Here is a 19,656-nt window from a genome sequence, read left to right as displayed (position 1 = left end):
CTGAAGGATCCGTCATGGTGTGCCGGAAGATGGCTGGTCAGTACTTTCTTTAGACCTACGTTTTCCACCATACGGGAACCGCTTGGCGCTGTACAACCCCCATTCGTCGCATCTGTGTCATAAAGGAGTTGCGACAGGCAGTCCATTTGCAGCGTCATGAGGTGCGTCCGAAGGACATCTCAGGCAAAATAAGGGCCATGGCATCACCGACTTCAGCACTGGGCAGGGTCCGCACCTTCGAGGCGTTAGATGAGAAGACCACCGCGCGGCTACGCCGCGCGCTGGACGAGTCGGATGACACGACCGTGTTCGTCAACGGCACCGCGTTGAAGTTGCCCAAAGAAGCGCACCAGGCGCTGATCGAGGTGCTTTCACGGTTTGCAGATGGCGAGTCCGTCAGCATCGGCACACCCGAGCTGCTCCTTAATACTTCCCAAGCAGCCCAAATGGCCGGGATTTCCAACAGCTACCTGCGCAAGCTGGCCGATGCGGGGATTATTCCGGTGGAATACCGTGGAACGCATCGCCGCATTCGCCCAAGCGCCATCCAGTCTTGGCTGGATTCCCGCACCGAAACCGAGAAGTGAGCCAACCAGCCGGCGAATACGCCAGCGGCCCGCAGGAAGTCGGATGATGGGATCGCCTGCTGATCAGGGTCCCGGGTTATTCCCTGTTCGCATGGATGGGCGCCTCCCGGTCTTGGGTATTTCCGGGCTTCGGCGGACGGCGTCGAATTACTGGTCCTCTTGGTCCGGCAGTGCTGGCTGGCCGGGAGCTAGCCGCGAAACCTTTCCGAGAAACTTCACGGCCGCGTCAATTCGGCGTTGGGCCAGCTGAAGATCGAGGAACGCAACGCCTCGCCTGGAGCAAAGAATCACGTGGTTGAAAACTCAGCTCTTGCCAAGCCTTGAATTTCCTGCTGGAATACCAAAGTATTCTATTTGAAAACAATTCTTGTGCCGCACCCAGCGCAGGAACCCCGCTCCCCCGCCCCGGGAGCCTTGCCGAGGAGAACCATGACCACCGCATCAGAACCGCTGACCACTTCGCACGAATCCTTGCTATCCGAGCGCGCGGCCGGAATCAAGCAGTCCGCGGTGCGCGACGTATTCGAGCTCTCCTTGGACCCTTCCCTGGTCTCCCTGGCAGGAGGCAACCCCTACCTGCAGCTGCTCCCGCTGGAAAAGGTCGGTGAAATGGCCCGGCGCATCATCGTCGAGCAGGGCCCCGAAGCATTGCAATATGGCTCCGGACTTGGCACTCCTGAACTGCGTGCACAAATTATCGATGTCATGGCAGCTGAAGGCATCACGAACGTGGGGGTCGAAGATGTCGTGGTCACCAACGGCTCCCAGTCAGCACAGGACATGGCCTGCAAGGTTTTCTGCAATCCCGGAGACACTGTGCTCTGCGAAGATCCGACCTATGTCGGGGCCCTGAATACCTTCGAGGCCTACCAGGTGTCCGCCCGCCCCGTGGGCACCGATGCAAATGGCTTGATTCCTGATGCCCTGCGTGCGCGCATCGCCGAATTGCGCGCCGCCGGCGAGCGCATCAAATTCCTCTACACCATCCCGAACTTCAACAACCCATCAGGGATCACTCTGGCGGCCGAACGCCGCCAGGAAATCGTGGACATCTGCCGCGAAGCCGGCATCCTGATCCTGGAAGACAACCCGTACGGAATGCTGCGCTACGAGGGAACCCCTGCGCCTACCCTGCGGAGCCTGGACCCGGAAAACGTCATCTACATGGGTTCCTTCTCCAAGATCTTCGCGCCCGGCCTGCGCATCGGCTGGGCAGCGGTCCCGACCCACCTTTTCCGCCGCTTCTACCTGGCCGGCGAGGCGGTAGCCCTGTGCCCACCGACCTTGAACCAGATGATCATCAGCGCCTACCTCAACGAGCATGATTGGAAGGGGCAGATCACCAAGTACAACGACCTGTACCGTTCCCGCCGCGACGCGATGCTCGAAGCATTGGCTAAGTACCTGCCGGCAGGCGTCACCCATACTCGTCCCGAAGGCGGCTTCTTCGTTTGGTTGACCTTGCCTGAAGGCATTGACACCTACGCGTTGCTGCAGCAGGGCGTGAAGGCCGGGGTCATCTTCATCCCAGGCGCGGCATTCAGCCCGAGCGGCCAAGCCGACAACAAGCTGCGATTGGCTTTCTGCTCCGTTGACGAGAAGACCATCGACGAAGGCGTCCAGCGACTGTCGGGCCTGCTCAAGAACGAGATCTCCAAACTCTAAGGCCGGAGGCTTGTACCGGGAGCTCACGGCCCGGTACAAATGGCCGCCCTTGCATCCTTGATGGGAAGCTTGCTGTCCGCCTCGTGGCCAAGTCCGCACAGTTCCAAGCCGGGGCCTGGATCTCCGGCTAGCCCTGCGCAATCCGTGATTCCACGGAAATCTCAAGCAGCTTCTGCTCGGTCGCTTTCAAGACACGGTGCGCAGGCCATATCGCCCGCAGCTCGCGCAACAGCGCCGGCCCATCAAACGGGATCTCGACGAGCAGCCCCTGCTCCAACTGGCTCTCTACCGCCAAATGGCTGAGCACAGCGGGCCCCATTCCGCGCGCCACGCACTGGCAAATCGTTGCGTTCGAGTTGAAGACAGCGACCGGATTCGGGCGTTCGGCATGGGCAATGTAATCCAAGAATGCCCGGGTGCCGGAGCCTTCCTCGCGTTCTATCAGCGCCGTGCTTTGCAATTCGTGCAGGCTCAGCGGTTCCTGCCGTTGTGCCCAAGCATGTGAAGGCGACGTGACCACGAGCATTTCATCGTGAAGTACCTGCCGGCTTTTCAGGCCCAGAGGAATGTGCGGGGTTTCCACGAATCCTAGTCCCAATTCCTCCTGCTGCACTGCACGAATAACATCTTGGGAATTCATGATCTTCATTCGAGGGATGACTCGTGGCAGGGCACGATGCAGTAGTCCGATCCAATTTGGCGCCAAGAATTCAGCCACCGTCATGCTGGCTCCGAATTCCAGCTCTCCCTCTCCGGTTTCAGCCAGCGAGCGCGCGCCAGCGGCGAAGGTTTCCAGGCTGTCCAGGACTTCACGAGCCCATTGGACGGTCAGCACTCCCTCTGCGGTCAAGCGCGATCCGGTGGTCTTGCGTGCCACAAGCTGGTATCCCAGCCGGCGCTCCAACGTTTTCAATGCGCGGGTGGCATTTGGCTGCGCCATCCCGGCCGCACGGGCACCGGCGCTCAGGCTCCCGTGATCGGCGATGCCGACCAGCAACTCCAATGAGGAGGGTTGAATCCAGCGGGCAATGTCTTCGAGAGATGACGAGCTGCTTTCCATATCATGATCATATGTCCGCGATAGCAAGAAGTGATATACCGCAATTCGCCATGCCGGAGAAGAATTATTTCCATGCACGACTCCACAAGTTCCATCGAAGAATCCGCCACCTCCAAACGTGACCAGTCCGCACATCGAAAACCTGCTTCGCGTTTCGCTCCTGCTCTTCCGGGACTTCTCCTCTGCCTTCTCGCCGGCATCTTGTGCATGTTTGCCAGCCACTACGTCAATGGCCTGAGCGCCCTGCTGCTGGCTATCCTGCTCGGTGCGCTGTGGCGCAATCTTGCCCCGGTCCCGCAGGCTTTTGCCCCCGGCACGGCAATTGCCGGCAAGAAGCTGCTGCGCCTGGGCATTGTGCTGCTGGGCTTGCAGCTCTCGCTGGGCACCATCCTCGGCCTGGGCCCCGGGGTACTGCTGGTGGTGGTCCTCTCGGTTGGCATCACGTTCTTGGCCACCTTGTGGATCGGCAAGAAGCTCGGCATGGATCTGCCGCAGCGCCTGCTCATCGCCACCGGCTTCTCCATCTGCGGTGCCGCCGCGGTCGCAGGTGCCGAGAATGTCGTCAAGGCCAAGCAGGATCAGGTCGCCACCGCGATCGGGCTGGTAGTGCTCTTCGGGACATTGATGATTCCGCTCATGCCCGCGGTGGGCTTGCTGCTCGGGCTGGATGAACGCAGCATCGGCATGCTTATCGGTGCGTCCACCCATGAGGTCGCACAAGTCGTCGCCGCCGGCGGTTCGGTAGGTGCCGGCGCCTTGGCCGTGGCGGTGACCGTCAAGCTGGCCCGGGTGGTCCTGCTGGCTCCAATCATTGCCGGCGTCGGCGTCTTCATGCGGCGGCGCCAATCGGTGCAAGGCGGCAAGAACCCGCCACTGGTGCCGCTGTTCGTGCTCGGGTTCCTGGCGGCAATGCTGCTGCGCACCACCGGGCTGGTGCCCGAGGCGTGGCTTTCAGTTGCGGCCAGCGTGCAGACGCTCCTGCTTGCCGCGGCCATGTTCGCCTTGGGGCTCGGGGTCCACCTGCGCAGCATCGTAAAAACCGGCGGACGTTCATTGCTGCTGGGGCTGCTGTCCACCTTGGTGATCATCGCCGTGTCGATCGGCGGAACCCTGCTGTTCCCGCCGGCTTAGGCATGGCAGCCATGTGTGCCCGCCGCACCTATTTCGCGCTCCAGCCGCCATCCATGGTGTAGGACGCTCCGGTCACCATGCCCGCGGTATCCGCACTGAGCCAGGCCGCCAGCGAAGCGACTTCCTCTGGTTCAACCAGGCGCTTGATGGCCGATTCGGCAAGCAAGATCTTCTGGATGACATCCGACTCGTCAATGCCATGCGAATTCGCTTGATCGGCAATCTGCCGCTCCACCAATGGGGTACGCACATACCCCGGGTTGATGCAGTTGCTGGTGATCCCGTAGTCGGCACCTTCCAATGCAGTGACCTTCGACAGTCCCTCCAACCCGTGCTTGGCCGCAACGTAGGCGCTCTTGAATGCGCTGGCCCGGAGCCCGTGGATCGAAGAAATATTGATGATGCGGCCGAAGCCGCGCTCGCGCATGCCGGGCAGTGCTGCCCTGATCAGCAGGAAAGGCGACTCCAGCATGAGCCGATGGATCAGCCGCCAGGCTTCGGGGTCGTACTCGTGGATTGGAGCCACTCTTTGCACGCCGGCGTTGTTAATCAGGATGTCGGTATCCAAGCTGAGATCTTCCAGTGACGCGGTATCCGAAAGATCCACAGCCCATGCTTTTCCGCCAAGCTCGCTGGCCGCTTCTTCAGCGGCCTGTTCATTGAGGTCGGCAATCGTCACGGCGGCACCGGCGCGGGCAAATGCCCGGGCAGTGGCCAGGCCTATGCCGGAGGCGCCTCCGGTAACCAAAGCGCGGCGCCCCTTTAACCCCTGGGGCCATGGGCCAATCTGTTCCGCCATTGCGCTCATCCTCTGCTCGGCTCCCCTGCGGCTTCCAGTTGCGATGCCCGCAGCTCGCGCAGGTCTCTCTGATTCAAACTAGGCTCCGCCAGGAATCCGGTCAACGGCATTTGCTGTGCAGATTCCGCAGGTCAATGTGCAAGCATGCACAGCGGCTACTGCCGGTTGCGAATTTGCTGTGCGCTGGAAGCTAAGCTGGCTCTCGAAGGCTATTTTCACTCCCAAGAGCCAAGGACATGGTAGGCAATGACGACTTCCCCGATACCTGCGACTCCCGCCGAGGTCCCGATCCGCAAAGCGGCCAGTGTTTTGCTGCTGCGCGAGGCAGCTGGCGGGTTTGAGGTTTTCGTCCAGCATCGCGTGAACACCATGGACTTCGCAGCCGGCATGGTGGTTTATCCCGGCGGCCGAGTTGATGCCCAAGACGGCCAAGCGGTGGCGGCAGGAGAGCTGGATCCCGCCTTGCTCAGCGAGCACGCCCGGCAATGGGCGCGCACCTCGATCCTTGGGGAAGGACCAGATCGCGCGGAGCATCTGGCCGGGGAGATCCTGGCCGCAGCACGTCGTGAAGTCTTCGAGGAGACAGGGCTGCTGCTGGATCCTGGCCAACTGCGCCCCTGGGCCAATTGGGTCACCCCAGCCGGTTTCCCGCGGCGGTTCGATACGTACTTCTTTGTCGCGGCCTTGCGCCCCGGCCAGGAACCAGTCCACCAGACCACCGAAGCGGTGATCTCCACATGGATCAGCCCCCAGGAGCTCTTCGCTTCCCTGGAACGCGGCGAGATTAAAATGATGCGCCCCACCCAGCGCACCTTGCGGGATGCGATGGAGCAGGGCAGCATCGAGCAGATCATTGCCAGCGAGCCGGTCATCTCATCGGTTCATCCGGATCCCCGCGATTCCCTCTCGGGAAACGCTGTGCGGAATTCGGAAAAGCAGTTCAACGCCTGATTGCCACCGATCAGGATTCCAGCAGTGTGCGTCCGACGATGAGCGACATGATCTCGTTGGTGCCTTCCAGGATCTGGTGCACGCGCAGATCCCGGGTGATCTTTTCCATCCCGTAGTCCGCGAGGTAGCCGTAGCCGCCGTGCAGCTGGATAGCGCTGTTGGCGGCGTTGAACCCGGCGTCCGTGGCCATCTTCTTGGCCATCGCGCAGAGGCGGACGCGGTCCGGGCTCTTCGTGTCCAGTGCGGCGGCGGCACGGCGCAGCAAGGAGCGGGCGGCTTCCAGCTCCATGTCCATTTCGGCCAGCTTGAAGACCAGCGCTTCCTGTCTGGTCAGCGGTCCGCCGAAGGCCTGGCGCTCCTTCAAATACAGCGCCGACTTCTCCAGCGCGCTCTGCCCGCCACCCAGCGAGCAGGCCCCGATGTTCAGGCGGCCGCCATTGAGTGCCTGCATGGCCATGGAGAATCCCTGGCCTTCCTCGCCCAGCAGGTTGGCGGCGGGAATGCGCACGCCTTCCATGATCACCTGGCGAGTGGGCTGCGCCTTCCAGCCCATCTTCTTTTCGTTCGGCCCGAAGCTCAGGCCCTCGGCATCCCCGGGAACAAGGAAGGCGCTGATGCCGCGCGAACCGGTATCAGCGGTACGGGCCATGACGATGTAGAGCGCCGAGCTTCCAGCTCCCGAGATGAATTGCTTGACGCCGCTGAGCACATACTCGTCACCGTCCTTGCGGGCACGGGTTGACAGGGCCGCCGCATCGGAGCCGACTCCGGGCTCGGTCAGGCAGTAGGAGCCCAGGTCGTCCATGGCGGTCATCGATGGCAGCCATTTGGCGCGCTGCGCGTCGTTGCCGAAGGTGTCGACCATCCACACGACCATGTTGTGGATGGAAATGTAGGCGGCCAAGGTCGGGTCGGCCTTGGCGAGTTCCTCGAAGACCAGCACCGCATCGCTGCGGCTCAGACCGGATCCGCCATGATCTTCAGAAACATAGATTCCGCCCATGCCCAGCTGTCCGGCTTCGGCCAGCACATCCACCGGGAAGTGCTGTTCCTGGTCCCACTTCAGGGCATTGGGAGCAATCCTGGTCTCGGCGAAATCATGGACCATCTCGATCAACGACTTCTGGTCTTCGCTTACTTCAAACAACACCGGCTCCTTTGCCTGCACCTTGCGTCTTTGACCTCAGTCTATGTGACGCAAGATACAATGAGGGCCAATAGGATGAGTTCCGAAGCATTCATTTCGAAAGAGTTGGGCTAACCGCATGCAAATCCGGACAAGCACCGCCGGGGATTGGCCTGGGATCTTCGGCTTCTACCGCAAAATCATGGATGAGGGACAGACCTACGCCTTCCCCCAAGGCCAAACCCTTGAAGAAGCCCGCCCCTGGTGGATGGAGACGCTACCAGGGCAAACGGTCGTTGCCGTGGCAGATGGCAGGATCATCGGCTCGGCCAAGATGGGGCCAAACAAGCCCGGACGGGGAGCCCACATCGCCACCGCGTCCTTCCTGGTCGATCCGGAATGCCGCAATCGCGGCGTGGGACGAGCACTGGGCGAATACGTGATCGACTGGGCCCGGCAGGAAAATTATCACGGCATCCAGTTCAATGCGGTCGTCGAGACCAATGAGGCTGCAGTGCGTCTATGGCAATCGCTGGGCTTCAAGATCCTGGGCACCATTCCGGGCGCCTTCAACCATCCGACCAAGGGGCTGGTGGGCCAGCACTTCATGTTCCTGCCGCTGCGTCCTGCTGCTCCACCTGGCCATTAGCCGCGCGCGTCGAACCGCTCACGGGCAGCGAGCACTTTGGGCACATGCTCCTCGGACCACAGGCGCAGGATTTCCATGGGTTCCAGGATCCCGCGTCCCAAATCAGTCAGCTCGTAGTCGACCCGCACCGGCACCTGGGCATATACGGTGCGCTGCACCAACCCGTCACGCTCCAGGTTGCGCAGGGTATTGGTGAGCACCTTCGGGGTGACCGCGCCGATGCGCTGGCGTAATGCAGAGAAACGTTGCGGGCCGCCAGCCAGGGACAGGAGGACCAGCGGAGTCCATTTATCGCCTAGGCGCTGCATGATTTCACGTGAAGGGCATTGCTGCACGAACACGTCAAAAGAGCCATGGCTATCCATGAGGAAACCTAGTTTCGTTGTAGTGGGCGGTATCTAAAAGATACCATTGTGCCGGACCCAATTTCCCAAGGAAAGAGAACACCATGAAGATTGCAGTTTACGGAGCTACCGGCATGGTCGGCTCGGAAGTCGTTGCCGAAGCCATTTCACGCGGCCATGAGGTCACCTCGGTCTCCCGTTCGGGCAAGGGAATCGACGGAACCACCACCGTGGCCGCCGAGCTGGGCGACGGGGCAACCTACCGCGACCTGGGAAAGAACAACGACGTGCTCGTCATTGCCGTACCGCCATCGCGCACCGGTGGCGACCACCAGGAATACCTGGATGCCTTCGAGCAGATCACCGAAACCCTGGTCCCAGCCCGCCTGCTGGTTGTCGGCGGCGCCGGCGCTACCGAGGTAGACGGCGTCCGCCTGGTCGACACCCCGGGCTTCCCGGAGGAATACAAGGCCGAAGCCACCACCTGCGCCGAGGTCTACGACATGTTCACCTCGGTTTCCGGCATCACCTGGACCGTCGCGGCTCCAGCCCCGGTGATCATGCCTGCACGCCGCACCGGCAGCTACATCCTGGGCACCGATTCGCCAGCAGGCGACTTCGTTTCCTCCCAGGACTTCGCCGTGGCGATCCTCGATGAAATCGAAAGCCCGGTCCACCAGAACCGCCGCATGACCGTGGCCAGCGAAAAGTAGATCCCCTCGAGGATCTCCGCTAGCCAGGTTTCGTCGGATCGGAGCGATTCGCTCCGATCTGACGAATGCGTTCCAGATGGCTAGAGTTGGTTTGGTCATCACCACTAGTTCATCGAGGTAAGCCCTTCCCCATGCAACGAAACTCGCGCGCGTCCAGGATCCTTGGCTGCGCTATCGCGCTCCCGCTCCTTGGATCCCTTCTAGCCAGCTGCTCGGCAGGGGCAGGACCCGATGCCCCCGCAGAGGAGGCGAAGCCGGTTGCCGGCGGCACCCTGGTCTATGCTTCGGGCGACGCCGAGCCGGCCTGCCTGGATCCGCATGTGGGCGGCAACTACCCGCAAGCCCTGGTAGCAAGCCAGTACCTCGAATCCCTGTTCACCAAGGATGCGGACGGGAAGATCATCCCGTGGCTGGCCGAAAGCACCGAGGTCTCCGAGGACGGCCTGACTCGCACCATCACCCTGCGCGATGGGATTTCCTTCACCGACGGCACGAAGCTCACCGCCAAAGCCATCGAAGCCAACATCGAGCACCTGAAGGATCCGAATACCGCGTCCTCCACCGGCTATCTGGCCGTGGGCAAGGTCGTGGATATCGAGATCGCCGATGAGCTCACCGCCAAGCTGACGCTCTCCGCCCCGGATAACGCGCTGCTGGAATCGCTGTCCATGCCATGGACCGCAATCGAATCCCCCAAGGCGCTGGAACGCGACCAGGCTACCAACTGCGCCTCACCGGTAGGCACCGGCCCGTTCAAGGTCGAATCCTGGGAGCACCAGAAGGCCGTGAACCTGGTCCGCAACGAAGACTACGTGCCGCCGGTCAAGAACGCGGAGCGCTCCGATTCCAAGGCCTATCTGGAGGCCATCACCTGGCGCTTCATCCCTGAGGCCGCCACCCGCTACGCAGCCCTGGTCTCGGGCGAAGTCGATGTCATTGACAACGCGCAGCCGGACACCATCGCCACGGCAAAGCAGGACGGCTCGCTGGGCCATCTGGACGCCCCGCGCCCGGGTGCTTCCAACCGCCTGGAGCTGAACAGCTCCAAGGCGCCATTCGATGACCAGCGCGTGCGCGAGGCCTTCATCCGTTCCGTGGATGCCAGCGCCGGCGTCAAGGCCCTCTATTTCGGCACCACCGAGCGCAGCTACTCGCTGCTGTCGTCAGCCGAGCCGCTGGGCTACTCCGATGAATCGCTGTTCGGCACCGATGCGGCCAAGGCCAACGCGCTGCTCGATGAAGCAGGCTGGAGCGAACGCGACGCCGAGGGCTACCGCGTGAAGGACGGCAAGCGCCTGTCGCTGGACTTCCCGGTCTCCACCAACCAGTCGGTTCCTGCCGAGCAGTCCCTGTTCGAGCAGTTCCAGGCCCAGGCCAAGGCCGTGGGCTTCGAGGTGAAGATCCAGCTGCTGGACCTGTCCAGCTGGTACGGCGCCCTGGCCAAGCACGATTACAATCTGGTCTCGGCTCCCTACACCAAGGTCGGCCCGTCGGTGCTGCGCATCCTTTACCACTCCGACTCGACCGTCCCGGCGCCATCGGGCTACTTCGCCAACAATGCGCAGGTGAAGAACGAGAAGCTCGATGGGATCCTGGCCCAGGCCGAAGAGGCCAATGATGAAGCCCAGCGCGCTGCGCTGTACGAGCAGGCCCAGAAGCTGGTCCTGGAGGGCTACTACGTGCTGCCGCTCTACGACCAGCAGAACCACTTCCTCTACGGCAAGAACGTGCACGGCATCGGCGCCACCACCGCGGTGTCTTCGCCGGTCTACTACGACACCTTCATCACCAAGTAGCACCCCTTGGGCACGATTGCTTGGGCCGGGCGCAAGATCGGCGGCGCGCTGGTGGTGCTGTGGCTGGTGGCCACCGCCATCTTCATCGCCATCCGGCTGATCCCCGGCGACCCGGCCGAAGCAATCATGGGCGGCCCCGGTTCCCAGGCCTCGGCCGAAGCGCTGGCCGCGGCCCGCGCCGAGTACGGACTGGACCTGCCGCTCATCTCCCAGTACCTGATGTACCTGGGCAAGCTGGCCACCTTGGACTTCGGCACCTCCTATTCGCTCAAGCAGCCGGTCGCCGGCATCATGGGCGATCTCCTGCCCAATACCCTCTGGCTTGCGCTGCTGGCCCTGGCGGCCGCCTGGGTGCTGGCCCTGGGCTTCGCGGCATCGGCCATGCGGGCCAACCGCTTTGGCGCATGGCTGGGAAATATCGTGGAGATCATTGCCGCCGCCGTGCCGCACTTCTGGCTCGGCGCGGTGCTGATCATGCTCTTCTCCTCGATGCTCGGCTGGCTGCCGGCCGTGGATAACGGCACCGCCCAGGGCCTGGTACTTCCCGTGCTGACCTTGGCATTGCCGCTGGCCGGGTTCCTCACCCAGCTGATGCGCGATTCGCTGAGCGCAGCCCTGGGCAGCCAGTTCGCGCTGGCCGCGCGTGCCCGTGGCGAAAGCCGGCTGGCGGTCTTCTGGCGCCATGGCTTGCGCCATGCCGCCTTGCCTGCCCTGGGCCTGACCGGCTGGGCTTTCTCCTCTCTGCTTTCCGGCGCGGTGGTGGTCGAGGCGATCTTCGCCCGACCGGGCCTGGGGCGCTCGCTGCTTTCTGCGGTGCTGGCCCGCGACATCCCGATGGTCACCGGCATCGCACTCTTCTCCGCACTGGTCTACATCGTGGTCATGGCGATCACCGAAGGCATCGAACGAGCCATCAATCCGGCAGGGGCGAGCTCATGAGCCGCACCGCAAAAATCTTCGCCGCCGCATTCATCGCCCTGTGGGTGCTCATCGCACTGGTTCCCTCGGTGCTGGCCCCGGGCGACCCATTGGCCATCAACCCGGCCGAGGCATTCAGCAAACCCGGCGCCGCGCATTTCTTCGGCACCGACGAATCGGGCCGCGACATCTATACCCGTGTCGTCCATGGTGCCCGCGACTCGTTGGCTATCGGCCTGGCGGCCACAGGATTGGGCATGGGATTGGCCATCGTCCTGGGCACAGTTGCGGCATTGTCCCCGCGCTGGCTCGACGAGATCATCCTGCGCGTGCTCGAAGCGCTCTACGCGATTCCATCCTTGCTGATGGCACTGCTGATCATTGCCTTCACCGGCCCCGGTGTCGGGCCGGCCATCGTCGCGGTGGGCCTGTCCACCGCACCGGGATATGCCCGGCTGGTGCGCAGCCAAATCCGCACGCTGAAGAGCTCGGAAATGCTGGAGGCAGCCACCGTGCTGGGCCGCGGCACGTGGCTGTTGGTCCGCAACCACTTGGTTCCCAACGCCCTCAAGCCACTGCTGGCACTGGTGACCCTGGGGATCGGCCAAGCCGTGATCTGGGCTGCTGCCCTGTCCTTCCTGGGCTTGGGCACTCCCCCGCCAGCTCCCGAATGGGGTGCCATGCTTTCGGCCGGGCGCACCTACCTGCACTTCGCGTGGTGGATGAGCTTGTTCCCCGGCTTGGCGATAGTTGTCGTGGCCGCAGGCGCCACGCTGATTGGCCGCGCGCTGGGCGGAAGGGCAAGGACTGCATGAACGAGCCAGCACTGATTACGGTCAAGGACCTTTCGGTCCGTTTCGGTTCCGCCGTGGCGGTGAAGAACATTTCCTTCACCGTCCAGGCCGGACGTTGCCTCGCATTGGTCGGCGAATCCGGGTCGGGCAAATCCGTCACCGCCCGCAGCCTGCTGGGACTGTCCGGAGGCATCGCGAAAGCCGACGAGCTGACTGTCTGCGGGCAGGACGCCTTGGAGCTCGCCGACCGCGGCTGGCAGCAGATCCGCGGGAATTCGGTGTCCATGATCTTGCAGGATGCGCTGATGGCGCTCGATCCGCTGCGCCCGGTGGGCCGGGAAATCGGTGATGCGCTCAAGGCGCACGGCAAGATGTCCAAATCCGAGCGCCAGCAGCGAGTGCTCCAGGTGCTGGAATCCGTGCGCATGCCCGAGCCCGGGCGCCGTGCCAAGCAGCGTTCCACCGAGCTCTCTGGCGGCATGCGCCAGCGTGCCCTGATTGCCCAGGCCCTGGCCGGCAACCCGCAGGTGGTCATCGCCGATGAGGCAACCACCGCCTTGGACTCTGCGCTGACAGCACTGGTCCTTTCGCAGCTGCGCGAGCTCAAGGAGCAGGGCCGCGGCGTGCTGATGATCAGCCACGATCTGGCCCAGGTAGCGCATTTGGCCGACGACATCGCGGTGATGCGCAACGGTGCAATCGTTGAGGCCGGCAGCACCGGGCAGATCCTGGGCGACCCGCAGCACGAGTACACCCGCCAATTGCTGCGGGCCGTGCCTTCGGGGATACCGCGCTTCGCCCCACTGTCGGCAGCCAGCAAGCAGTTAACGGCACCACCGCCAGAAGCACCCGCCACTACTGTCCCCGCGTTATCAGTCACGCAGCTGTCCAAAACGTTCGGCAAGCACCAGGCCGTGGATGCGATCAGTTTCGAACTGCCCCGGGGCAAGACCCTGGGCGTTGTCGGCGAATCCGGGTCCGGGAAGACCACCACCGCGCGCATGGTGCTGGGCTTGCAGAAGCCTGATGCAGGCAACGTCCAGCTGCTCGGCGAGCACTTTGCCCCGGCCCTCGAATCCCAGCGCCGAAAGCTGCGCGAACAAATGGGCGCGATCTACCAGAACCCGTTGGGGTCTTTCGATCCGCGCTATTCGGTGGGGCAGCTGCTGGCCGATGCGCTGAGCCGCGGCAAGTCCAAGCGCGCAGCCGAGTACCGCAAGCCGGTGGCTGAACTGCTCGAACAAGTGGAGCTGTCCACCGAATTGCTGGGCCGCAACCCGCGCGAGCTTTCCGGCGGGCAGCGCCAGCGCTTGGCGATTGCCCGTGCGCTAGCGCCCAAGCCGCAGGTGCTGGTCCTTGACGAGCCGGTCTCGGCCTTGGATGTATCAATCCAAGCCACGGTGCTGGACCTGCTGGATCGGATCCAGCTGGACACCGGAACCAGCTACCTGTTCATCAGCCATGACCTGTCGGTGATCGAGCACATGAGCGACTTGGTTGCGGTGATGCATGAAGGCAAGATCATCGAGCAGGGCTCTACTGACCAGGTCTTCGGCGCCCCGCAGCACGACTACACGAAACTGCTGCTTTCGGCGATGCCGCGGTTGCGCTAGACCAGATCCACCATCTGGTCCTTGACCTGCTTGCGCAGGATCTTGCCCAGCAGCGAGCGCGGCATCTCATCGATCTGCACGATGCGCTTAGGCACCTTGTAGGCGGCCAGCAGCTCGCGGCAGTGGGCGCGCAGCGCGTCCTCGTTCAGCCCGCAGCCCTCTTCGAGCTGCACTGCGGCAACCACCATTTCGCCGCCGCGGGCCAGCGGCTTTCCGAAGACCGCGGCATCGGCCACGTCAGCGTGCTGGCGCAGGGCGATCTCGACCTCGGTCGGTGAAACGTTGAAGCCGCCGGTGATGATCAGCTCCTTGGCGCGGTCCACCACCTGGGCGAAGCCGTCCTCGTCCACGGTGACCACATCGCCCGAACGCAGCCAGCCGTCCCCGGTCTTGGCCTTGGCCGTTTCCTCCGGGTTGTTCCAGTAGCCCTGGAACACCTGCGGGCCCTTGATCAGCAATTCGCCCGGTTCTCCCTGGGCCACTTCCCGGCTCGGGTCCTCCACGTCCACGACCTTCATCAGTGTCGAGGGGAAGGGCACGCCGATGGTGCCGGTGCGGCGGCTGGGGTGGAACGGGTTGCCCAAGGCCACCGGCGAGGACTCGGTCATGCCGTAGCCTTCCACCAGCAGGCCGCCGGACATCGATTCCCACAGCTCCACCACATGGTCGGGCAGGTTCATCGCCCCGGAGATGCAGTACTTGGCGCTCTTCAGCGAGACGCCGCGCTCCTTGGCCGCCAGGGCGGTGCGCTCGTAGATCGGCGGCACCGCGCAGTACACGGTGGCCGGGGACTTCTTCCAGGCATCCAGGATCATCTGCGGATCGAACTTCGGGAAGAGCACCAGCAGGCCCTGCTTCTTCACGCCGAAGGTCAGGTACAGGGTCATGCCGAAGGCATGGAACATCGGCAGGATCGCGTAGAGGATTTCCTCGCGCTCCTGCGCCCCGAGCATCCAGGCCTCGCCCTGCAAGGCGTTGGAATAGAGGTTGAAGTGGGTGAGCATGGCGCCCTTGGGGTGGCCGGTGGTCCCCGAGGTGTACTGGATGACCGCCAGGTCATCGACATCCGGATGCGGGTGGTTGGCATCCAATTGCGCACCGGAGAGCAGGTCCTTCCATGCCACGGTGCCCGAGGTGCGGGCCGTGAGCGACGCCTTGGTCTCGCGCAGCTTCTTGACCGGCAGGTTCAGCGCCAGGCGCTTGACCGCGGGGAAGGCTTCGAGCAGGTTGACCGAGACGATCGAGTCCAGCTGCACGTCCTTGGGGAATTCCTGGACGTTGGCCACGACCTTGTCCCAGGCAATCGCGATGCGCGCCTGGTGGTCCTCGAACTGGTGGCGCAGTTCGCGCGAGGTGTACAGCGGGTTGTGCTCCACCACGACGGCGCCAAGGCGCAGGATCGCGTAGAAGGCGATCACGTGCTGCGGGCAGTTGGGCAGGATCAGCGCAACGCGGTCGCCGGCGCGCACGCCGAGCTTGCGCAGGCCCTCGGCGGCCTTGGCTACCTGCGCGCCCAGATCGGCGTAGCTGGTGCGGCGGCCGAAGAATTCGGTCGCCGGGCTCTCGCCGGCTTCACGCACGGAGCGCTCGAACATGCGGCTGAGCGGTTCGGTGGGCAGCTCGATTTCGGCCGGGACTCCCGGCTGGTAATTTGCCACCCATGCGGGCGCAGCACTATTTTCCATACCTCCAATCATGCCCTGTTACGGGACATGGCGCGATTCCAGGTCTTCCCGGGTGCAAACGACGCGCTGCAGGTGGCGGATCCGCCCGCTGGCGTCAATGCCCCGGCACCGCACAGCTGGGATTTTCCTGCGAACACCCGGAGCAGGGCAGCGATCGGCGATAGCGTGTGCGTGATTGCACGGCTACGCAACTACCGGGAGGCATCCATGCCAGCACGCCGAAGCAAACGGCTTCCCATCACGCGCCGGCGCGCGGGAACTGGCTTCTTCTACCTGGAAGGGGCACGCACGGTGAAGGACCAGCACCTGCTGGATCGGATCAGGCAATTGTCGATCCCGCCGGCATGGAAACAGGTCCAGATCGCGGCCAGTGCGCGGGCCAAGGTCCAAGCTCGCGGAATCGATGCGGCAGGACGCACCCAGATGATCTACCACCCCGATTTCCGCGAGCGGCAGGATGCCGCCAAATTCGACCGGTTGCCGGCGTTCGGCCGCGCACTGCCCAATCTCCGCCGCCAGCTGCTGCGGGATCTGCGCCGGGGAAGAAACGACAAGGACAGGGTCACTGCGGCCGTGGTCCTGCTGCTGGATCTGCATCTGCTGCGCATCGGCACGCACGCCTACTCGCGTTCCAACCAATCGTTCGGGGCCGCTTCGCTGCGAGCCAAGCATCTGGAGGTCCAAGGGCATTGCGCCACCCTCGAGTTTCCCGGCAAGAGCGGCCAGCAGCAGCATGTGAAAATCAGGAGCCGGCGACTGGCGCGAGTACTGGTCCAATTGCGCGATCAGCCGGGCTACGAGCTTTTCCGCTACCTGGATGACGATGGGCACTCGCACCTGCTCCAGCCTGCGCAAATCAACCGGTACCTCGAGGAGCATCTGGGTAGCGGATTCACCGCCAAGGACTTCAGGACCTGGGGCGGCAGCTTAGCGGCTTTCAGGGCACTGATCGAGGCTCCCGCCTCGGCTATGGCTGCCGATGATGCCAGGAATCTGCGCAAGCTGGCCATCGAGCAGGCCGCCGGAAAACTGGGCAATACTCCCGAAATCGCGGCCGGCTCCTATATCGATCCCCGTGTGCTGGAGCTGGCGGACGATCCGGAAAAATTGGCGGCGCTGCGCCGTTCCAAACGGCAGCTGGGGACCAAGAACCATTTGGATCCGGCTTCGCGCTGCCTGCTGCGGTTCCTTGAAAGGGCCAGCTAGGTTCAGAATCTAGAAGTTCAGTCCGCGGGCCGCTACATCCCATACCTCGCTGGTGCCGTCCTCATGCACTGCCAGCACGTTGTCGACCAGGTTCACCGCGACGCAGACATGGTTCGGGATGACGTGGAGCTGCTCGCCGTGGGCCGGCAGGTCCAAGTGCTCGGGCCACAGCACGGTGGCGTGATGCTCCGATAGTGCACTGATGCGGGCTTCAGGGCACTGGGCAATGCGCCCGTATCCGGTGGCCCAGGCCGGGCGGTCGCCTCCGAGCACCTTGCTGCCGGCGTCCAGCACGATGCGCCGGGGAATCTGCCCATCGCCTTCATGGCGGCTGATCACGGTGGACGCGACGGTCAGGGAAATATCCTCCCAGCGCACGCGCCCCAGCTCGAACTGCTGCGCATCGCCGAAGACGTACACCCCTGGACGCACCTCGGTCAGCACCGAGTTGTCGCTCAGTTCGGCGGTCGGGGTGGAGCCCCCGCTGATGCGCTTGATGGCATGCCCGGCCTCGCGCAGCAGGCACGCTGCCTCGGCCAGGGCCTTGTGCTCATCGTTGAGTGCCGCGTCGATGCCGTCCGGCGAGTAGCTGTGGCCGGGGAAAGTGAAGATCCCATGCACGCGCATGCCTGCCGCACGGGCGGCATCGGCTATTTCCACCGCGCCTTGCGGGCTGGTGCCGCTTCGGTGATGGCCGCTGTCGATCTCGATGACGAGCTTGATCTTGGAGGCCTTCTCCCCCAGCATCCTGGCCATCTGCTGCACGGCCTGGACAGAGTCCGTGCCGATGCTCAGCTTGGCACGGCGCATCAGCTCCAGGATGCGTGCCGCCTGGGATTCATTGACCCACAGAGGGTAGGCGATGAAGATCTTCGCGACCCCGTGCAGCGCAAGCGCGAGGGCTTCGCCGACAGTTGCCACGGTGAGTCCGGCGGCACCGGCGTCCATCTGGCGTTCGGCGATTTCATGCATCTTGTGCGTCTTGGCATGCGGGCGCAGTTTCAGGCCCTGGCTCGCCACCCGGTGGGCCACCCGGTCAATGTTCTGCTGGAGCTTCGCTACGTCAACGATGACCTGCGGGGTGTTGATTCCGGCCGGGATAGTGCCCAAATTTTCCGTCCTTCTGCACTTGGCTGCGTCACGGGGAATCCTGGAAATAGGCATTCCCGCCGATCTGAAAGATTACCGCAGGAAGCTTTGTACAGGGGAAGGAAAAACTAGCGTGGCAGCATGCTTGACCGGGCCGACAGCTTGGTGGACAACTCATGCGCGTGGTGCAGCAGCAGGTTGCCCAGCTCTTCGCGGCGGTCCGCTTCAAAGCGCGTGTGGATCCCGGTCAGGCTCAGTGCCCAGGCAGGCTGTCCCGAGTTGTCGAAAACCGCAGCACCCATGCCCCAGCTGCCCTCGACGATCAAGCCGGGGTTGACCGAATAGCCCAGCTGGCGGGTTTCGGCGACCTTTTTGCGCAGCTCTTCGCGCGAATGCGCCGGCCCATATCCTGGCTCTAGATCGGCATCGCGCAGGTAGCGCTCAATGCCCTGTTCAGGCAGGAAAGCAAGGATCGCGATTCCGGCCGAAGCGACTCCCAGCGGGAAGCGCCGTCCTTCATACAGCACGAACGAGCGGATGGGAAAGGCTCCATCCTGGCGCAGCAAGCACACGGTTTCCTCCCCTCGCCGCGCCGAGAGGAACGCACTTTCCCCGGTCGCCTCGGCCAGCGCGGCAACATGCTCGCGGGCCAGTTCGCTGATGTCGTAGCGCTCGGCTGCCACCGCTCCCATGAGGTAGAGCTCGGGGCCAAGCAGCCAGCGGCCGGTGCGATGATCGTGGTCGCAGAATCCTTCGGTGGCCAACGCGCTGAGCAGGCGATGCACGGTGGGCCGGGCCAAACCGGTGCTCCGGGCAGTTTGCGTCGTGGTGATGCCCTCGGGCATTGCGGTGCTCACGGTGCGAAGCACGGCGGCCAGCCGCCCTACGACTTGGGTTCCAGCCGGGGAATTGCTCATGACCACATTATGGACGATCGGTTCCGGGCCGGATAATTCCCGCTTCATACTTTGTCGCCGTACCCCTGTTGCTATCGAGCTGGTCGGCGGATAATTCAGCACATGGAAAATACATGGCAAATCGTCGTCGACTGCGCCCGCCCGCAAGCAATGGTCCGGTTCTGGGCCGAAGCCTTGCGCTACGTTCCCGAGCCCGCCCCGGAGGGGCATCCCACGTGGCGCGCCTACTGGCAGTCCATGGGCGTGCCGGATGATGAATTGCCGCCCGGAACCGGTGATGAACCGGAGTCGCTGGTCGATCCGCAAGGTGGTGGGCCGAGGATTTGGTTCCAGCAGGTACCGGAGGCCAAGAGCATCAAGAATCGCCTGCATCTGGACTTGCTGGTCAGCGGCGGCCGCGGCGTTCGCTTCGAGGAACGCAGGCAAATCATCACCGACGAGGCGGAGCGCCTGGTGGCTCTGGGGGCCAAAGTCCGCACCGTTCACGACATGCCGGAGATGGGCCATTTCGCTATCTGCATGTTCGATATCGAAGGCAATGAGTTCGACATCGTCTAGCCCTTTCAGATGCGTCCATAATATGGACCGCTTGGCCATTCCTCCTCACCATCCG

General features: G+C 63.5%; 19 protein-coding genes. 12 read left to right on the top strand and 7 right to left on the bottom strand.

Going from position 1 to position 19,656, the window contains the following annotated elements; all coding sequences use genetic code 11:
• The first annotated feature begins 197 nt into the window (after positions 1 to 197).
• Together ACIOTN_RS08210 and ACIOTN_RS08205 are read left to right on the top strand one after the other, a co-directional pair.
• A complete protein-coding gene (locus tag ACIOTN_RS08210) occupies positions 198 to 587 on the top strand; it encodes a helix-turn-helix domain-containing protein (protein ID WP_105662004.1) in 390 nt (129 codons plus the stop codon).
• A gap of 429 nt (positions 588 to 1,016) precedes the next feature.
• The gene (locus ACIOTN_RS08205; protein WP_105656250.1) at positions 1,017 to 2,252 is read left to right on the top strand and encodes a PLP-dependent aminotransferase family protein; all 1,236 of its coding nucleotides are present in this window, start codon (positions 1,017 to 1,019) and stop codon (positions 2,250 to 2,252) included.
• Positions 2,253 to 2,379: 127 nt separating this feature from the next.
• Here the strand turns inward: ACIOTN_RS08205 and ACIOTN_RS08200 are convergent, their stop codons facing one another.
• Positions 2,380 to 3,312: a LysR family transcriptional regulator gene (locus ACIOTN_RS08200; RefSeq protein ID WP_105656249.1), complete on the bottom strand. Its 933-nt coding sequence runs from the start codon at positions 3,310 to 3,312 to the stop codon at positions 2,380 to 2,382.
• A 72-nt stretch (positions 3,313 to 3,384) separates the two neighbouring features.
• Here ACIOTN_RS08200 and ACIOTN_RS08195 point away from each other — a divergent pair, with 72 nt between their 5' ends.
• The gene (locus ACIOTN_RS08195) at positions 3,385 to 4,443 is read left to right on the top strand and encodes a YeiH family protein (RefSeq protein WP_105656248.1); all 1,059 of its coding nucleotides are present in this window, start codon (positions 3,385 to 3,387) and stop codon (positions 4,441 to 4,443) included.
• Positions 4,444 to 4,471: 28 nt separating this feature from the next.
• On the opposite strand, the gene ACIOTN_RS08190 is transcribed toward ACIOTN_RS08195, so the two are convergent.
• The gene (locus ACIOTN_RS08190; RefSeq protein ID WP_402735119.1) at positions 4,472 to 5,242 is read right to left on the bottom strand and encodes a 3-hydroxybutyrate dehydrogenase; all 771 of its coding nucleotides are present in this window, start codon (positions 5,240 to 5,242) and stop codon (positions 4,472 to 4,474) included.
• Between the two features lie 246 nt (positions 5,243 to 5,488).
• Here ACIOTN_RS08190 and ACIOTN_RS08185 point away from each other — a divergent pair, with 246 nt between their 5' ends.
• Entirely contained in the window at positions 5,489 to 6,193 is a 705-nt protein-coding gene (locus tag ACIOTN_RS08185) for an NUDIX hydrolase (RefSeq protein WP_402735118.1), read from the top strand.
• Between the two features lie 10 nt (positions 6,194 to 6,203).
• Here ACIOTN_RS08185 and ACIOTN_RS08180 read toward each other — a convergent pair whose 3' ends face one another.
• On the bottom strand, positions 6,204 to 7,340 hold the full coding sequence (locus tag ACIOTN_RS08180) for an acyl-CoA dehydrogenase family protein (RefSeq protein ID WP_402735117.1): 1,137 nt from the start codon (positions 7,338 to 7,340) through the stop codon (positions 6,204 to 6,206).
• A 118-nt stretch (positions 7,341 to 7,458) separates the two neighbouring features.
• Between ACIOTN_RS08180 and ACIOTN_RS08175 the strand changes: the two genes are divergently transcribed.
• Entirely contained in the window at positions 7,459 to 7,968 is a 510-nt protein-coding gene (locus ACIOTN_RS08175) for a GNAT family N-acetyltransferase (protein WP_332504326.1), read from the top strand.
• Here the strand turns inward: ACIOTN_RS08175 and ACIOTN_RS08170 are convergent.
• On the bottom strand, positions 7,965 to 8,333 hold the full coding sequence (locus ACIOTN_RS08170; RefSeq protein WP_105656244.1) for a helix-turn-helix domain-containing protein: 369 nt from the start codon (positions 8,331 to 8,333) through the stop codon (positions 7,965 to 7,967). The two genes, ACIOTN_RS08175 and ACIOTN_RS08170, sit on opposite strands and share 4 nt — an antisense overlap.
• Before the next feature lie 83 nt (positions 8,334 to 8,416).
• On the opposite strand from ACIOTN_RS08170, the gene ACIOTN_RS08165 reads away from it, so the two are divergent.
• The 5 genes from ACIOTN_RS08165 to ACIOTN_RS08145 all read left to right on the top strand — a co-directional run bounded on the left by ACIOTN_RS08165 (position 8,417) and on the right by ACIOTN_RS08145 (position 14,146).
• On the top strand, positions 8,417 to 9,025 hold the full coding sequence (locus ACIOTN_RS08165) for an NAD(P)-dependent oxidoreductase (RefSeq protein ID WP_133834063.1): 609 nt from the start codon (positions 8,417 to 8,419) through the stop codon (positions 9,023 to 9,025).
• Positions 9,026 to 9,156: 131 nt separating this feature from the next.
• Entirely contained in the window at positions 9,157 to 10,821 is a 1,665-nt protein-coding gene (locus ACIOTN_RS08160; RefSeq protein WP_402735116.1) for an ABC transporter substrate-binding protein, read from the top strand.
• Between the two features lie 6 nt (positions 10,822 to 10,827).
• Positions 10,828 to 11,760: an ABC transporter permease gene (locus ACIOTN_RS08155; RefSeq protein WP_105656241.1), complete on the top strand. Its 933-nt coding sequence runs from the start codon at positions 10,828 to 10,830 to the stop codon at positions 11,758 to 11,760.
• Positions 11,757 to 12,554, top strand: a complete 798-nt coding sequence (locus ACIOTN_RS08150; protein WP_332488873.1) for an ABC transporter permease — start codon at positions 11,757 to 11,759, stop codon at positions 12,552 to 12,554. Before ACIOTN_RS08155 ends, ACIOTN_RS08150 begins: the two co-directional genes overlap by 4 nt.
• Positions 12,551 to 14,146, top strand: coding sequence for an ABC transporter ATP-binding protein (locus tag ACIOTN_RS08145; protein ID WP_332498842.1), 1,596 nt, complete (start codon positions 12,551 to 12,553; stop codon positions 14,144 to 14,146). The genes ACIOTN_RS08150 and ACIOTN_RS08145 overlap by 4 nt, the downstream gene beginning before the upstream one ends.
• Here ACIOTN_RS08145 and ACIOTN_RS08140 read toward each other — a convergent pair.
• Positions 14,143 to 15,831 (bottom strand): long-chain-fatty-acid--CoA ligase, encoded by a 1,689-nt coding sequence (locus ACIOTN_RS08140; RefSeq protein ID WP_402735115.1) that lies wholly within the window; start codon positions 15,829 to 15,831, stop codon positions 14,143 to 14,145. The genes ACIOTN_RS08145 and ACIOTN_RS08140 overlap by 4 nt on opposite strands.
• Positions 15,832 to 15,858: 27 nt before the next feature.
• Here ACIOTN_RS08140 and ACIOTN_RS08135 point away from each other — a divergent pair, with 27 nt between their 5' ends.
• Positions 15,859 to 17,037, top strand: a complete 1,179-nt coding sequence (locus tag ACIOTN_RS08135; RefSeq protein WP_105656237.1) for a DNA topoisomerase IB — start codon at positions 15,859 to 15,861, stop codon at positions 17,035 to 17,037.
• 9 nt (positions 17,038 to 17,046) lie between these two features.
• Here ACIOTN_RS08135 and ACIOTN_RS08130 read toward each other — a convergent pair whose 3' ends face one another.
• Together ACIOTN_RS08130 and ACIOTN_RS08125 are read right to left on the bottom strand one after the other, a co-directional pair.
• Complete coding sequence (locus tag ACIOTN_RS08130) at positions 17,047 to 18,147, bottom strand: alanine racemase (protein WP_402473593.1); 1,101 nt, start codon at positions 18,145 to 18,147, stop codon at positions 17,047 to 17,049.
• 107 nt (positions 18,148 to 18,254) lie between these two features.
• A complete protein-coding gene (locus tag ACIOTN_RS08125) occupies positions 18,255 to 19,043 on the bottom strand; it encodes an IclR family transcriptional regulator (protein WP_402735114.1) in 789 nt (262 codons plus the stop codon).
• Between the two features lie 102 nt (positions 19,044 to 19,145).
• On the opposite strand from ACIOTN_RS08125, the gene ACIOTN_RS08120 reads away from it, so the two are divergent.
• Positions 19,146 to 19,601 carry a VOC family protein gene (locus ACIOTN_RS08120; protein WP_402735113.1) on the top strand — a complete coding sequence of 152 codons (456 nt, stop codon included), beginning with the start codon at positions 19,146 to 19,148 and terminating at the stop codon, positions 19,599 to 19,601.
• Positions 19,602 to 19,656: the final 55 nt, after the last annotated feature.

This window comes from Glutamicibacter sp. NPDC087661, from assembly GCF_044743275.1.
GTDB lineage: Bacteria > Actinomycetota > Actinomycetes > Actinomycetales > Micrococcaceae > Glutamicibacter.
The sequence above is the reverse complement of the archived record's forward strand: the minus strand, read 5'-3'. Positions and strand labels throughout refer to the sequence as shown.